This window comes from Pseudomonas sp. Pseusp21, assembly GCF_059492145.1.
This window is the reverse complement of sequence record NZ_CP168520.1, coordinates 6,216,885-6,232,130: the sequence shown is the minus strand read 5'-3', so window position 1 is coordinate 6,232,130 and position 15,246 is coordinate 6,216,885. Positions and strand designations below refer to the sequence as shown.

The window sequence follows — 15,246 nt, the reverse complement described above, 5'->3', positions numbered from 1 at the left end:
CAACGATTTATAGAGAAATCTGTGAGGCCGGACTTTATCGCTATAAAAAACGAAATTTAAATACCGTTATCGCATATTGATATCACTGGAAAACCAGCTTCGAAAAACTGATGAACAGGCTGATACCGAAGTTCAAGGCGTACGCTGATTGAACCGGGTTCTAAGACCGTCGGCGTTCAACGACAGGCGCTTCGCGGTGTCCACGAACGGCGTGACGATCAGGCTGTACAGCGTCAGATAACGCGTGCGGTCCTGCTCGCCCGTGCCGAAGCGCAAGGCTTCGGGCTTTGAAGTGGTGACGTAAAGTGTGCCGAACAGCCAGTCCCAGAGTGACAGATTGATCGCGAAATTCTTGTTGAAATGGCGCGGTGCGTCGCTGTGGTGAATCTGGTGCTGGGCCGGGCTGCTGAGCACATGCTCGACTGCCGGCCCGAACGACAGCCAGACATGGCTGTGGCGCAGATTGGAGCCCAGGCTGTTGATGATCAGCACCAGCCAGGTCACGCCGAACAGCGTGTAGCGGCTGACCTCGCCGCCGCAGGCGTACCAGACCGCCCCGGCAAACGCGCCGAGGCCGGCGGTGATGACGATTCGTTCAACGATCGATTCGGCAATGTGAATCCGGCTGGCCGTGGCCGGCACCAGCACCGGCGCCGAATGGTGAACCTTGTGGAACTCCCACAGATAGCGGGAATGAAAGGCACGGTGAATCCAGTAATGCAGAAAGTCCCTGAGCAGGAACACGCCCAGTCCGTAGAACAGCGCGATCATCGGGTGAACCGGCACTTGCTCGCGCGCGCCCCACAGCTGAGTGAAAAACTGTGCGTAGTCGCCCGAACGCAGAATATGCGGGTCGACGAGGCCGACCACGGGCAACACCAGCGTCACCCGAAGAATCGCCTTGATGAAGTAATAACGGTAATCCAGCCAGGCCGAACGATGCCCGTGAACACGACCGCCGCCGACAAATTGCCAGAAGGATCGGGCTTGCGTCAGGTGCCGGGATTTTCGGTGGCGATAAAGGCCGTATGCCACGCCGTAGGACGTGAGCAGAAACACCACACCGAGGCGGCCGTTCAAATCGAACAGGCCAAGGAACCGTTCGGTGACCGGATCGATCACCCAGCGGCTGAGCTGCGCGTGAAGTTGCGCGAGTAAATCCACGACGAACGACTCCATCAAGGGTCGCGCATTGTAAATCGCACTGGTTCGCAAATGCAGCACGAACGGATCAAAGGCCGGTTAAACAGCCTGAAACAATAAAACCGGCGCCTCGCTCAGGTCGGAAAACCGCCAGGACGTACGCCGATCAAGGTCCCGCCCCTTGCGGATGGTTCACAGCGCTCTTCGGGACCGGATCATCCAGCCGTTTAAAAAGGCGATCAGACTGCCGACGCTTGGTATCATCGCCCACACTTTTATGACGGTTTAATGGCTGGAAGGTCTTTTTTTGTGAGCGCTCTTTTTCAACGGCTGCGGTGCCTGGATGCCCGCCTTCTCTCTCTGGTTTTTCTGGTACTGATCGTGCCGGTGTGCCTGCGGGCGGCACTCGGCTGGTCGAGCCTGTTTGGTTACCTGTCGGATCTGGCCATCGGCAGTCTGCTGGTGGTGGTGTTGCACCGCCGCCCCTGGTGGCTGGCGCTGCCGGTGCTGCTGTTCTGGGGATTGCTGGCGGTGGCGACCGCGGAACTGGTCAGCGCGGTCGGCCGCCTGCCGACCGTGGCGGACCTGCATTACCTGATCGACCCGCAGTTCGTGGAAAACTCCACCGGCGGCGGCTTCGCCCATCCCGGCGTAGCGGTTGCGCTGCTGGTGGCTTTGGCCTTGTGGTTGTTGAGTCACTGGACTCGACGCGCGACAACCGCCCCCGCGCTGCCCCGCGCAGCCTGGGCGACGCCGATGGTGTTGTTCTCCGCGTACTGGGGCGCGCAACACCTGAATCCGAGCGATGCCGATCCGTGGCGTCTGTACAACCTGCCGCACCAACTGCTGGCCGCGCAGGTTGCCGACGTGCAGATGCAGGCTGAAGAATGGCTGGACGGCAACACTCAAGTCGCGCCTCCACCGATGGCCGGGCTCACCGATGTCGATCTGAACGGTCACCCGTTGCTGGCGGCCAAGGGCCAGGCGCGCAATGTGCTGATCGTCGCCCTCGAAGGCATTCCCGGCGCTTACATCGGCGCCAATCGCCAGGCCATCGGCAGCCATTATCAGGAAGACCTGATGCCCAACCTCAGCCGCTGGGCCGAGCGCGGCATGAACACCCCGGATTACGTGCTGCACACCCACCAGACCATTCGCGGTCTGTACGCCATGCTCTGCGGCGATTACGACAAACTCGACAACGGCACGCCCAAAGGCGTGGAAATGCTGACCCAGCACGAACGCAATCAGGCCTGTCTGCCGGCTCAGTTGCGTCAGCATGGTTTTGCCACTCACTACCTGCAAGGCGCAGGGCTGCGGTTCATGGCCAAAGACAAGATCATGCCGCACATCGGGTTCGATGCGACCCATGGCTTGGAATGGTTCACCAACGCCAACTACCTGGAATTCCCGTGGGGCAAAGATGACAAGGCGTTTTTCGAAGGCGCACTGAAATACGTCGGCGAACTGAAGAAGCAGAAACAGCCGTGGATGCTGACGCTGCTGACCGTCGGCACCCACCAGCCCTACTCCGCGCCGGAGGAATACCTGCAACGCTACGACACACCCAAGCAGGCCGCCGTCGGTTATCTGGACGATGCACTGGAACAGTTTCTCAGCGGCCTCGAACGCCAGGGCGTGCTGAAAGACACGCTGGTGGTGATCACCTCGGATGAATCCCACGGCATCGACGGCGTACGCCTCGCGTCGTCCTGGGGCTTCAACCTGACCCTCGCGCCGGAGCAGGCGCAGCTGCCGCGCCTGAACGCCGGGGTCTACGGTCACGTCGATCTGAGTGCGTCGATTCTGGATTACTTCGACTTTCCGGTGCCCTCCGCTCTCAGCGGTCGTTCGCTGTTTCGCGATTACGATTCGGGCCGCGAAATCATGTCGTTCACCAACGGCAAGCTGCGTTACCACGACGGTCGCGGCCTGCTGACCGAATGCGACATGCCGCGCCGCTGCCGCAATTACGCAAGCAATGGATTCATCGCCGAAAGCGCCACATTCAAAGGCAACGCCAGCAGCCAGAATGCCCGGGACATCGCCGCCCGCGCCTCGGCCCTGGATCTGTCGCTGCTGCGCACCCCGCTGAACCAGCGTTATCAGTTCGGCAGCGCCAACGTCATTCCGCTGCAAGCGCAGATCAAGGACGACTGGGCCGACAACCTGATCGGCGCGCAATACCTGGAGATGCCTAAAGGCTCCCACACCCGCGTACGCCTGACCGTACGTTCGGTCGATCCGCAGCAGGCAGCGTACATTCAGCTCAAGGCCAAGGAATTCGAACAGGACGTGCAACTGGGCCTGCCGACCGAGATGGTCGCCACGGCGGATCAGCCGCTGGAGATGGATTTCAGCTTCGACAACCCGCAACCGCGCAAGGCGTTCTCGTTTCACTTGTTGGGGTATGGCCTGGGCGCCGTGGAGGTCAGTGATTTCAGCGTGATCACCGAACTGCCAGGGCAACAGGATCTGCTGGACGAGATCCCGGAAGAAGACACCGCTCAATCGAGTTGAGGTCGACGCCAGCGTCGCAACGACGCTGGCGCCTGTCCGATGTGACCGATCAGAACGTGGTGCGCAGCCCTACCTGAATGCTGCGCCCTTCTGCCGGCGCAATATCGCGCAGGATCGAGCTGGCATAACGCACGGTCTGGTTGGTCAGGTTCTCGGCATTGACGAAGGCCAGCCATTTGCTCTGGCCAACATCAAAGTGATAACCCACATTCGCCCCCAGCGTGGTGTAGCCGTCGGTGCTGCTTTCATTGTCCGGCACCCGGTGCTGGGAACTGGCGTGTTCCACATCGATCCGCGCCTGCCAGCGATCCAGCTCCCACAACAGACCGGTGTTCAACCGCAGCGGTGCGATGCGCGGCAGGTCCTGGCCGTTGTCGAGGTTCTTGGCGCGGGTGTAATCGCCCGACAGTTCCAGAGCAAACTTGCCGTAGGCGTTTTCGCCGAGGGTCCAGCGATCCTGCGCTTCGATACCGCTGAAGCGCGCCCGCACGCCGGAGTAGGTGTATTCAGGAATGCCGTCGGCGTCTTCCTCGCCTTCGTCGTTGAGCGTGCGCCCGGTTCCGAGCAGGCCGATGTAGTTGGAGAAATGGCTATAGAACACGCCAACGCTGCCCTTGTGCGTACCGTTGTCGAAACGCAGGGCCAGGTCGCTGGAGACGGCTTTTTCTTTCGACAGCCCCGCGTCCCCGACTTCATAAGTGCCGGTGGCGACGTGGGCGCCGTTGGCGTAAAGCTCATAGAACGTCGGCGCGCGTTCGGTGTAGCCCAGCGTGGCGGCGACCGACCAGATCGGCGTCAGCGTGTACACCGCGCCGGATGACAGGCTGCCGGCGGTGAAACTGCTGGAGCGATCGGCATTGGCGAAACGCTCGTTGCCTTTGGCGTCCGGGTCGACCGTGGTGTGTTCGAGGCGTCCGCCGAGGGTGAACAGCAGACGATCCGTGGCTTGCAGCTCTTCGAGAATGAACAGTGCACCGGCGTCGGTATCGGTGTGCGGCACGAACGCTTCTTCGCCCAGCGCCGAGAACTCGTTGCGACTGACTTGCGCGCCAATCACCCCGTTGAACGGCCCGAGCGGCTGATGCCGGGCCTCGACCCGCGCCTCGTAGCCCTTGTTCTTGAACGTGGTGCCGACTTCGCCGCCCTCGATTTCGCGGTGCTGGTAATCGGTGTAGCCGGCGTCGAGTTTCACCGAGCTGAACGGGCCGTCGAGGTTGCGGATTTCCGAGGCGAACGCGTAGTGCTCCTGCTCCATGCGGATGCGCACATCGTCTTCGGCCGGCGACCCGTAGTTGGAATCGTAATTGCTGTACGACAGCCCCGCGTAACCGTCATCCCAGGTGTACGACCCACCCACCGCACCGCCGTCCTGACGACCGTCGCTGTTGGCCAGCCGATGTTTCTTCGAATCGCCATCGTCGTTCGCCCGTTCACGGCCGGTCTTGGCGTAGCCGGGGATTTTCAGGTCATTGAACTCGCGGGCGCTGGCGTCCAGGTGCAAGGCGAACTGGCCGTTACCGGCTTCAAGCTTGCCGGCGCTGCTGCGGGTGGTGTCGGCGCCGCCGTAGCGCAACTCGCCGGCACCGTGGATGCCTTCAATGGCTTCGGTCGGGATGCGGTTGTCGAAGGTGTTGACCACCCCGCCGATGGCGCTGCCGCCGTACAGCAAGGCCGCCGGGCCACGGACGATTTCGATGCGCTCGACATTGACCGGGTCCAGCGGCACTGCGTGATCGTAGGACAACGACGACGCGTCCAGCGCGCCGACGCCGTTGCGCAGGATGCGAATGCGATCGCCGTCCTGCCCGCGAATGATCGGCCGACTGGCACCCGGGCCGAAGTAGGACGACGACACGCCCGGCTGCTTGTTCAGGGTTTCGCCGAGGCTGCCCTTTTGTTGCAGCGTCAGGCTGTCACCGCTCAACACGGTCGAGGGCGAGGCCAGGGTCTGACTGCCCAGCGGATTGCCGGTGATGACTTGCGGTTGCAGTTCCAGCGGGTCGGCGGCGAATGCGGGCGAAGCGATCAGCAGCGCCGAGGCCATGAGCGTCAGGCGGGGTTGGAAGGTGTGGAAGCGGGAAGGCATTTCAGGAATCCGTCAGGCAGAAAAGTGAGGATCGATGCCAGCGCTACACAGGGGTGTATTACCGGCATCGATCAGATGAAATCATTTTTATGTTATACAATAACATTTCCAATGACCATCCCGTTTCGCCCAGACACATGCAAACCAGCGCTCAAGCACGGGCATTTCAGCGCCCTGCCCCTGCAGGTTCCCTGCGCTTCGCGTAAGAGACTGCGCCTATCAGGCACCAATAGTCGGCCTATTAGCTGACTTGCCAAGTCGGGTCTAGCCTTACTAGTCCGAAGTCGGCACGAGCCGGCCGCAGAAGACCTGATAAGGATCCCGAACATGGCAAATGAATCGAAATGCCCGTTCAATCACGCCGCCGGCGGTGGCACGACGAACCGCGATTGGTGGCCGAATCAACTGAACCTGAAAATCCTGAGTCAGCACTCGCCCGCATCCGATCCGATGGGCAAGGACTTCGACTATGCCAAGGCTTTCAAGAGCCTGGATTTCCAGGCCCTCAAACGCGATCTGACGGCGCTGATGACCGACTCCCAGGAGTGGTGGCCAGCGGACTTCGGCCACTACGGCCCGCTCTTCATCCGCATGGCCTGGCACAGCGCCGGCACCTATCGCACCGCTGACGGCCGTGGTGGCGCCGGCTCCGGCCAGCAACGCTTCGCCCCGCTCAACAGCTGGCCAGACAACGTCAGCCTCGACAAGGCCCGACGGCTGCTGTGGCCGATCAAGCAGAAATATGGCCGCAACATTTCCTGGGCCGACCTGATCGTGCTCACCGGCAACGTCGCGCTGGAATCCATGGGCTTCAAGACCTTCGGTTTCTCCGGTGGCCGCGCGGACGTCTGGGAACCCGATGAAGACGTGTACTGGGGCTCGGAAAACAAGTGGCTGGGCGGCGACAACCGCTACGGCAAGGATCCGGAATCCATGCAGCCGCCGGGCGAAGGCACACTGGTCGCGGAACCCGCCGAACACGGCAATGAGGAAAGCCGCACCAACCAAGGCGAACGCAACCTGGAAAACCCGCTCGCCGCCGTGCAGATGGGCCTGATCTACGTGAACCCGGAGGGCCCCGAAGGCAATCCCGACCCGGTGGCCTCGGCCAAGGACATCCGCGAAACCTTCGGCCGCATGGCCATGAACGACGAGGAAACCGTCGCCCTGATCGCTGGTGGTCACGCCTTCGGCAAGACCCACGGCGCCGGCCCCGCCGACAACGTCGGCCCGGAACCGGAAGCCGCCGGCCTCGAAGAACAGGGCCTGGGCTGGAAAAACAGCTTCGGCACCGGCAAAGGCGCCGACACCATCACCAGCGGCCTGGAAGTGACCTGGACCACCACCCCGACCAAGTGGAGCAACAACTACCTGGAAAACCTGTTCGGCTTCGAGTGGGAACTGACCAAAAGCCCGGCTGGTGCCCATCAGTGGAAACCGAAAAACGGCGCCGGCGCCGGCACCATCCCCCACGCCCACGACCCGAACAAACGCATCGACCCGACCATGCTCACCTCTGACCTGGCCCTGCGCTTCGACCCGGCCTACGAGAAGATTTCGCGGCGCTTCCTGGCCAATCCCGATCAACTGGCCGATGCCTTCGCCCGCGCCTGGTACAAACTGATTCACCGCGACATGGGCCCGCTCTCGCGTTATCTCGGCCCGGAATTGCCCCTGGAAGAACTGCTGTGGCAAGACCCGATTCCCGAAGCCAAGCATCCACTAGTGGACGACAGCGATATCAGGGCGTTGAAAGGCAAAGTACTGGCGTCGGGGCTGTCCGTTTCGGAGCTGGTCTCCACCGCCTGGGCGGCCGCATCGACCTTCCGGGGTTCGGACAAACGCGGCGGCGCCAATGGCGGACGTCTGCGTCTGGCACCGCAGAAATTCTGGCAGGCCAACCAGCCTGAGCAACTGGACAAGGTGCTGAAAGTTCTTGAAGGCATTCAGAACGAGTTCAACGCCGGGGCGTCGGGCAAGCAAGTCTCGCTGGCGGACCTGATCGTTCTGGCCGGTAACGCCGGTGTCGAGCAAGCGGCGCAAAACGCCGGGCATACGGTGACCGTGCCGTTCAATCCGGGGCGCACCGATGCGACTCAGGAGCAAACCGACGTCGAGTCGTTCGGCTTCCTCGAGCCGCATACCGACGGCTTCCGCAACTACGCCGCCAACACGTACCGCGTGCCGGCCGAAGCGTTGCTGATCGACAAGGCGCAACTGCTGACCCTTTCCGCCCCGGAAATGACCGTACTGATCGGCGGCCTGCGCGTGCTGGACACCAACGTCGGTAAAACGAAACACGGCGTGTTCACCGACAAACCCGGCACCCTGACCAACGACTTCTTCCGCAACCTGCTGGACATGGGCGTGGAATGGAAACCGACGTCGAAAACCGAGTTCGAAGGCCGCGACCGTAAAACCGGCAGCGTGAAATGGACGGCGACCCGGGTCGATCTGGTATTCGGTTCCAACGCCGTACTGCGGGCGCTGGCCGAGGTGTATGCCAGCTCCGATGCGAAGGAAAAGTTCGTCAACGACTTCGTTGCTGCGTGGGCGAAGGTGATGGATCTGGATCGGTTTGATTTGCGGCAATAAGGGCTTTTTCATCCAGCCACAAAGAACGCCGCTCATCGAGCGGCGTTTTTCTATTCGGCGTGAGTGATGTGGTGCGGCTGAAACCCAACCCCCTCACCCCAGCCCTCCCGAAACGTCGGACCGCCCCGAGGGAGAGGGAGCCGACCGAGGTGTATTGCGCGATACATCGACCTGAAGAATCGAGTCGATTATGGATTCGGCAAAGCACTATCAGGTCGATGCAGCTCGACAGAACGACTCGGTCAGTCCCCTCTCCCTCCGGGAGAGGGTTAGGGTGAGGGCTGGATCTAAAGTTGAAACACCACCTCAAGACCACCCCCAACCAACCAGCCTCAAGCCAAACTCTTGCTCACCACCTCATACACATCGCTGGACAGCTGCCCCGAAGCCAGAATCCGCTCCAACTCAGCCTTCATCAGCGCCTGACGAGCGCCGTCATACTTGCGCCAGCGGGTCAGCGGCGCCAGTTGACGCGAAGCGATCTGCGGGTTGAAGCCGTTCAGCTCGATCACCAGATCCGCCAGGAAGCGATAACCCGAGCCATCCGCCGCGTGGAAGTTGATCAGGTTCTGTCCGGCGAACGCACCGACCAGCGCGCGCACCTTGTTCGGGTTCTTGATGTTGAACGCCGGGTGCTGCATCAGTGCCTTCACACGCTCCAGACCGCCCGGCAAGGTGCTGCCGGCCTGCACGCTGAACCACTGATCCATGACCAGCGGATTGTCCTTGAAGTGCTCGGCGAAACTGGCCAGTGCGGTGGCTTTCTGCTCGTCGAACGGCGAGTTGACCAGCACCGCCAGCGCGGTCAGGCGCTCGGTCATGTTGTCGCAGCTGTCGAACTGTTCCAGCGTTGCCGCCAGCACTTCCGGCTTGCCGCTGAGCATCAGGTACGACAGCGCGATGTTCTGCAACGCGCGACGGGCGAAGTGCTCGGCCTCGGCCACGTACGGGGTTTGCTTCGACAAGTCGCGGTTGGCCTGATAACGCAGCCACAGTGGTTCGAACAGGTTCTCCGCCAGTTGCTGACGGGCGAATTCGCGGGCGGTGTGGATCGCGTCCACATCGGCGATTTCGCTGATTTCGGTCAGGTACGCCTCACTTGGCAGCGAGAGCATTTCCGCGACCATCGCCTGATCCAGCGTTTCGTCCGACAGCACGGTGCGCAAAGCGGAAACCAGACGTGGGTCGAGCACCAGGCTTTCGCCCTTCTGCTGCTGGCCGATCAACTCTTGCAGCACCTGCACCGACAGTTGCTGGCCGGCATCCCAACGATTGAAACCGTCGCTGTCGTGCTGCATCAGGAACATCAACTGATCGCGGTTGTACGGGAAGCTCAGTTTCACCGGCGCCGAGAAGCCACGCAGCAAGGACGGCAGCGGTTGTTCGGCGATATCGACGAAGGTGAACGTCTGCTCGGCTTCGGTCACCGAGATCACTCGGCTAGTGCCTTGGGCCGAGGCTTCGCCGGCCAGACGCAGGGCAATCTCGTTGCCCTGCCTGTCGAGCAGGCCCAGCTCCACCGGGATCACGAACGGCAGTTTTTCAACCTTGTCCGGGGTTTCCGGGCAGCTCTGACGGAAGGTCAGGCTGTAGGTTTTCGCGGCCGCATTGTAAGACTCGCTCACCGCCAGACGCGGTGTGCCGGCCTGGCTGTACCAGCGCTTGAACTGGGTCAGGTCGACGCCGTTGGCATCTTCCATGGCCTTGATGAAGTCATCGCAGGTCACGGCCTGGCCGTCATGGCGCTCAAAGTACAGGTCGCTGCCCTTGCGGAAGCCTTCGGCGCCCAGCAGGGTGTGGATCATGCCGACCACTTCCGAGCCCTTTTCGTACACGGTCAGGGTGTAGAAGTTGGAAATCTCGATGAAGCTGTCCGGGCGCACGGCGTGGGCCATGGGACCTGCATCTTCGGCGAACTGGTGGGTACGCAGGTACGCCACGTCCTGAATGCGCTTGACCGTGGCCGAGTTCATGTCAGAGGAGAAACCGGCATCGCGGAACACCGTGAAGCCTTCCTTCAGCGACAGCTGGAACCAGTCGCGGCACGTCACGCGGTTGCCCGACCAGTTGTGGAAGTATTCGTGGGCAACAATCGCTTCGACCCGCTGGTGCGCGGCGTCGGTGGCGGTTTCGGCGCGGGCCAGCACGGCGCTGGAGTTGAAGATGTTGAGGCCCTTGTTCTCCATCGCGCCCATGTTGAAGTCGTTGACGGCGACGATCATGAAGATGTCCAGATCGTACTCGCGACCGTAGACCTCTTCGTCCCAGCGCATCGACTTCTTCAGGCTGTTCATGGCGTGCTGGCACTTGTCGATGTTTTCCGGCTCGACGTAGATGCGCAGCGCCACGTTGCGGTTGGTCATGGTGGTGAACGAGTCTTCAACGCACCACAAGTCACCGGCCACCAGCGCAAACAGGTACGCCGGTTTCATGAACGGGTCTTCCCAGGTCGCCCAGTGCCGGCCATCTTCGCCGGGGCCGCTGGCGATCGGGTTGCCGTTGGACAAGAGCACCGGATAGCTGTGCTGCTCGGCCACTACGGTGGTGGTGAACTTGCTCATCACGTCCGGGCGGTCGAGGTAATAGGTGATCTTGCGGAAGCCTTCGGCCTCGCACTGGGTGCAGAACATCGTGCCGGACTTGTACAGGCCTTCCAGTGCGGTGTTGGTTTCCGGATGGATCCTGACGCTGGTGTCCACCGTGAAGGTTTCGCTGGCCGGTTGCAGGGTCAGGTGGTTCTCGGTCAGTTGGTAATCGTCGGCGCTCAGTTCCTGGTCGGCCAGGGTCACCGAGAGCAGTTCCAGCTGCTGACCATCGAGCACCAGCGGCGGCAGGCCCGGGCCACGAGCCGGGTTGCGGCGCATCACCAGTTGCGCGTGGACCAGACTGTGGTCCTCGAACAACTCGAAGGTCAGGTGTGTTTCGTCGATCAGGTACTCGGGCGCCTGATAGTCCTTCAGGTAAATCATCTTCGGTTGTTCGGTGCGCATGCTGAAGTCCTTATTGATGCACGGCGAGCTGGTAGGCCGTGTATTTACGAATGTTGATCACGCCGGTGTCGAAGATCAGGTACTGGCCCTTGATCCCCAGCAGCGTGCCTTCGGCAATCGGGTTCTTGTCCAGGTTGAAGCTGACGATCTTGGCCGGGTACTGCTCGACCGGGTAACGGATTTCCAGCGGCTCGACATCGGCGATGGTCTGAATGGCCTGGAGACCGAATCGCTCCTGCAAACCTTGCAGACCCGGGGCGCAGCTTTCGAACAGTTGATCGCGCACCTGCGCCAGATCCACCGCCGCCGCATCGCCCTTGAGCAAGGCGCGCCAGTTGGTCTTGTCCGCCACCTGGCTGCGGAACAGGTCTTCGACGAAGCCCGACTGCTGCCGCGTCGAAACGCGCATGATCGGCAGCGCCTGACTGGCGCCCTGGTCGAGCCAGCGGGTCGGCAACTGGGTGGCGCGGGTGATGCCGACCTTGATCCCCGACGAATTGGCCAGGTAGACGATGTGGTCGGTCATGCAGAACTTCTCGCCCCACTCCGGCTCACGGCAGGTGCCGGCCTCGAAGTGGCAGCGCTCCGGGCTCATGATGCAAATGTCGCACTGGGCGAGTTTGGTCATGCACGGATAGCAGTAGCCTTGACTGAAACTGGTCTTGGTCCTGCGCCCGCAATGGGTGCAGTGAATCGCCCCCAGGTATTCCAGACGCACCGTGCTGCCGATCAACGGGTTGACCGGCACCTCGACGTCATCCAGACGAAACGCGTACTGCACGTTCGGCCCGTCCAGGCGCGCCGACATTTTGCTGATTGCACCGCGGCCGATCTCGATCAATGGAGGGCGTCCGACTTGAACAGGATGTTCGGCACTTCGATCGACTTCGACGCGCATTCCTGCGGGCCCATGTAGCCGGTGCGCTCTTCCTCGGGCAGGTTCTGCATTTCCCAGGCGATCATCGCCTGCAACGACAGCTCGCGCTGCTCGGCGGTGAGTTTGCCGCCGTCGGACCATTTGCCGATCTCTACCGCCAGTTTCAGGCTCTGGTAGATGTCCGGGGTGATGTTCTTGATCAAATCGTTAAAAGAGGACATCAGGGTCTCCGTGCTCTTTATTCAAAAAATTCAGGCGGCCAATTTACGGCGGTTGTACAAACCGCCCAACAAACCGGTTAAGCATCCGATGAGTAACCCGCTGACGTGGGCAGCGTTGGCGATTTCGCCGAAACCGATCATCGAGATCAGCCCGGACATGCACACCAGCAACCACACCAGCATCATTGCCAGCACGCCGCGCGGCAGGCGATAGGCCGGGTTCGGCGCCAGCAACTGGAAGATCCAGCAGTGACCGAGCAATCCGTAAAGTACGCCGGACAGGCCGCCGAACAGGCTCGGGCCGCCCCATGCGAACTGCGCATAGTTGGAAACCAGGCCGAACAGCAGCGTCAGACCGATCAGGTTGACGCTGCCCTGGCGCGACTCGATGCGCCGCCCCAGCTCCCAGTACCACATGCCGTTCATGGCCAGGTGCAGGATGCCGAAGTGGATCAGCATCGGCGTAAACAGGCGCCACCACTGCCCCGCCGCCAGGCTGTCGGCCAGTGGTGTGAAGTGGATGTAGTCGCCGACCACGCGAAAATCGAGGAAGGTCAGCCAACGCATCGTGTCGAGGTTATCGCCAAGGAAGGTCAACCCGCCGACGATCAGGCTCAGCAGCAGAATGAATCCGGTGGCTTTGGCATGTTTCAGTTGCTCGGCGAAGCTCGGGCGCTTGAGCGTCGGCGCCGCCGGAATTTCCAGTTGCTGATCCGGGTCGCCCGCCGGGAAACGCTCGTACAGCGAGCGCACGTCGTCGCTGATTTCCGAGGGCACCCACAACACCTGCTCGCCCGCCTCTTCGCTGACACGATGGGGCACTTGCATGCGTTGCAGCAGTTTGACGAACCCACTCAGGTCCGCCGCCAACGGCACACGCAAGACCGCTATGGCACTCATCGCAGCACCTCCGGCCGCTCGACGTCGACCCAGACAAATTTATGCGGATCGAGGCGAGTTTCCTGATCCAGACGATAGGCCACCAGTTTGCCGTAGAGCACCGCGCTGTAATCCAGGCACGCGAGGTTCGGGCGGATCGGCGCCGGTTTGCCGCTGCGCCAGTAATGACCGACGAACAGCAACGGCTCATCGACGCCGTAGCGCAGCAGGGAATTCTTTTCGCTGGAGGTCAGCGGCTTTTGCGCCACCGGTTCCGGCAATGCATCGGGTTGGAACACGATGTCGCCGTAGGTTTGCGGGTCGTCTTCCCAGAACTTGGTGCGGAAGAACGAACGCACCAGGCCATCACCGCTGGTCATGGTCAGGCCATCCGGCAGGCGCATGTCGGTGCCACGCAGCAGGCGATCGAACACGGTGCAGGCGAAACTGCCCGGTACGGCCGATGCCTGGAGAAAGTGTTCATCAATGCAGCCATCGGGGAACAGCGCGCGCAGCGGCTCGATCAGGCCGGCATCCCAGCAGGCATGCACCACGCGGAAACGTCCGGCGTCGACGAACAACGGCAGTTTGTAGAACCACTGCTGGAAGTCGTGCCAGTCGCCCGGATGGTCTTCGAACTGGGTCAGGGTTTCGTGCAGCAATCGGGCATGGCGCGGGGTGTGTTCACGGACGAACTGCTTGCCGCTGCCCGGAGGCGCCGGGGTGCTCCAGCCGAGGGCGTTGAACTCGTGGTTGCCCATGATGCACAACGCCTGACCGGCCTCGACCATGTCGTGGACGATGTGCAGCGCCTCGCGAATCCGCGGGCCGCGGTCGATGATGTCGCCGACAAACACGGCCATGCGCGACGGATGCCGCCAGACTCCGCCCTGCTTGTGATAACCGAGACGGTCCAGCAGGTGTTCCAGGGTCAGGGCGCATCCGTGCACGTCACCAATCAGGTCATAACTGCGCGCGGGATCGAGCATCAGTCGCCTCCACCACCCAACTTGCTGCCCCAGCCGAGCTTGGTCCGGCAGACTTCGTAGTAGTTGTGGTCGAGCGGATGGATCAGCCGCAGCTTCTGCGCTTTCTTGCTGACGGTGATGGTGTCGCCCGGCGCGCAGGTGAAGTGGTTCTGCCCGTCGCAGGAGACTTGCGGGTAGATCTGCATATCTTTGGACACGACGATTTTCAGCTCACTGTTGCCATCGACCACGATCGGTCTGCCCGACAAGGTATGGGGGTACATCGGCACAATCACAATAGCGTCAAGCTTGGGATGCATGATCGGGCCACCGGCGGACAGTGCGTACGCGGTGGAACCGGTCGGGGTGGCGACGATCAGGCCGTCGGCCTTCTGGCTGCAGACGAACTGGCCGTCGATGTACAGCTCGAACTCGATCATCCGCGTCGATTTGCCCGGGTGCAGCACCACGTCGTTCAGCGCATCGCCCTGGCCGATGGCTTCGGCGTGGCGACGGACTTCGGCCTGCAGCAGGAAGCGGTTTTCCACCAGATAATGGCCGTCGAGCACTTCGGCGACCTTGATTTCCAGCTCGTCGGGGCGGATGTCGGTGAGAAAGCCGAGGCTGCCACGGTTGATCCCGAGTACCGGAATATTGTGTTTGGCCAGTGCCCGCGCCGCGCCGAGCAGGCTGCCGTCACCGCCGACCACGATGACCATGTCGCAGACTTCGCCGAGCATCTTGCGCGACGAGGTTTGCAGGCCATGGCCCGGCAGGACTTCGGCGATGGTGTCTTCGAGAATCACATGCAGGTGACGATCGAGCAGGAAGCGTTTCAGTCGGCGGACGGTATCCAGCACCTGGGAGCTGCCCAAGCGACCGATGATGCCGATATTACGAAATTGCTCCATGGGACTCCTGCGGGGACTGAGACGGCGAAAAGCACGATTATGGGCGAAAGCGCCGG

The 15,246-nt window shown here is 61.8% G+C and carries 10 protein-coding genes; 2 read left to right on the top strand and 8 right to left on the bottom strand.

The genetic code is table 11. The annotated features are described in order from the left end of the window. Positions 1–132 precede the first annotated feature (132 nt). Positions 133–1,164 carry a sterol desaturase family protein gene (locus ACEN93_RS28390; RefSeq protein ID WP_495610803.1) on the bottom strand — a complete coding sequence of 344 codons (1,032 nt, stop codon included), beginning with the start codon at positions 1,162–1,164 and terminating at the stop codon, positions 133–135. A gap of 288 nt (positions 1,165–1,452) precedes the next feature. On the opposite strand from ACEN93_RS28390, the gene ACEN93_RS28385 reads away from it, so the two are divergent. Further along, positions 1,453–3,663, top strand: coding sequence for an LTA synthase family protein (locus ACEN93_RS28385; protein WP_495610802.1), 2,211 nt, complete (start codon positions 1,453–1,455; stop codon positions 3,661–3,663). A gap of 49 nt (positions 3,664–3,712) precedes the next feature. Here the strand turns inward: ACEN93_RS28385 and ACEN93_RS28380 are convergent, their stop codons facing one another. Beyond that, complete coding sequence (locus ACEN93_RS28380; protein ID WP_495610801.1) at positions 3,713–5,749, bottom strand: TonB-dependent receptor; 2,037 nt, start codon at positions 5,747–5,749, stop codon at positions 3,713–3,715. A gap of 327 nt (positions 5,750–6,076) precedes the next feature. Here ACEN93_RS28380 and katG point away from each other — a divergent pair, with 327 nt between their 5' ends. Next, positions 6,077–8,344 (top strand): catalase/peroxidase HPI, encoded by a 2,268-nt coding sequence (gene katG, locus ACEN93_RS28375; RefSeq protein WP_495610800.1) that lies wholly within the window; start codon positions 6,077–6,079, stop codon positions 8,342–8,344. Positions 8,345–8,676: 332 nt separating this feature from the next. Here katG and pepN read toward each other — a convergent pair whose 3' ends face one another. From pepN to ACEN93_RS28345, 6 genes are read right to left on the bottom strand one after another with little or no spacing between them, the layout of a single operon-like run. Beyond that, entirely contained in the window at positions 8,677–11,334 is a 2,658-nt protein-coding gene (pepN, locus tag ACEN93_RS28370) for an aminopeptidase N (protein ID WP_495610799.1), read from the bottom strand. A 10-nt stretch (positions 11,335–11,344) separates the two neighbouring features. Further along, positions 11,345–12,175 (bottom strand): DUF2797 domain-containing protein, encoded by an 831-nt coding sequence (locus ACEN93_RS28365; protein ID WP_039770790.1) that lies wholly within the window; start codon positions 12,173–12,175, stop codon positions 11,345–11,347. Continuing rightward, positions 12,172–12,432 (bottom strand): YeaC family protein, encoded by a 261-nt coding sequence (locus ACEN93_RS28360; RefSeq protein ID WP_011333626.1) that lies wholly within the window; start codon positions 12,430–12,432, stop codon positions 12,172–12,174. Before ACEN93_RS28360 ends, ACEN93_RS28365 begins: the two co-directional genes overlap by 4 nt. A 30-nt stretch (positions 12,433–12,462) precedes the next feature. Further along, a complete protein-coding gene (locus tag ACEN93_RS28355; protein WP_064595524.1) occupies positions 12,463–13,332 on the bottom strand; it encodes a rhomboid family intramembrane serine protease in 870 nt (289 codons plus the stop codon). Then, on the bottom strand, positions 13,329–14,303 hold the full coding sequence (locus ACEN93_RS28350; protein WP_371855265.1) for a metallophosphoesterase: 975 nt from the start codon (positions 14,301–14,303) through the stop codon (positions 13,329–13,331). The genes ACEN93_RS28355 and ACEN93_RS28350 overlap by 4 nt, the downstream gene beginning before the upstream one ends. Further along, complete coding sequence (locus ACEN93_RS28345; RefSeq protein ID WP_011333623.1) at positions 14,300–15,190, bottom strand: NAD(+) kinase; 891 nt, start codon at positions 15,188–15,190, stop codon at positions 14,300–14,302. The genes ACEN93_RS28350 and ACEN93_RS28345 overlap by 4 nt, the downstream gene beginning before the upstream one ends. Between the last annotated feature and the right edge of the window lie 56 nt (positions 15,191–15,246).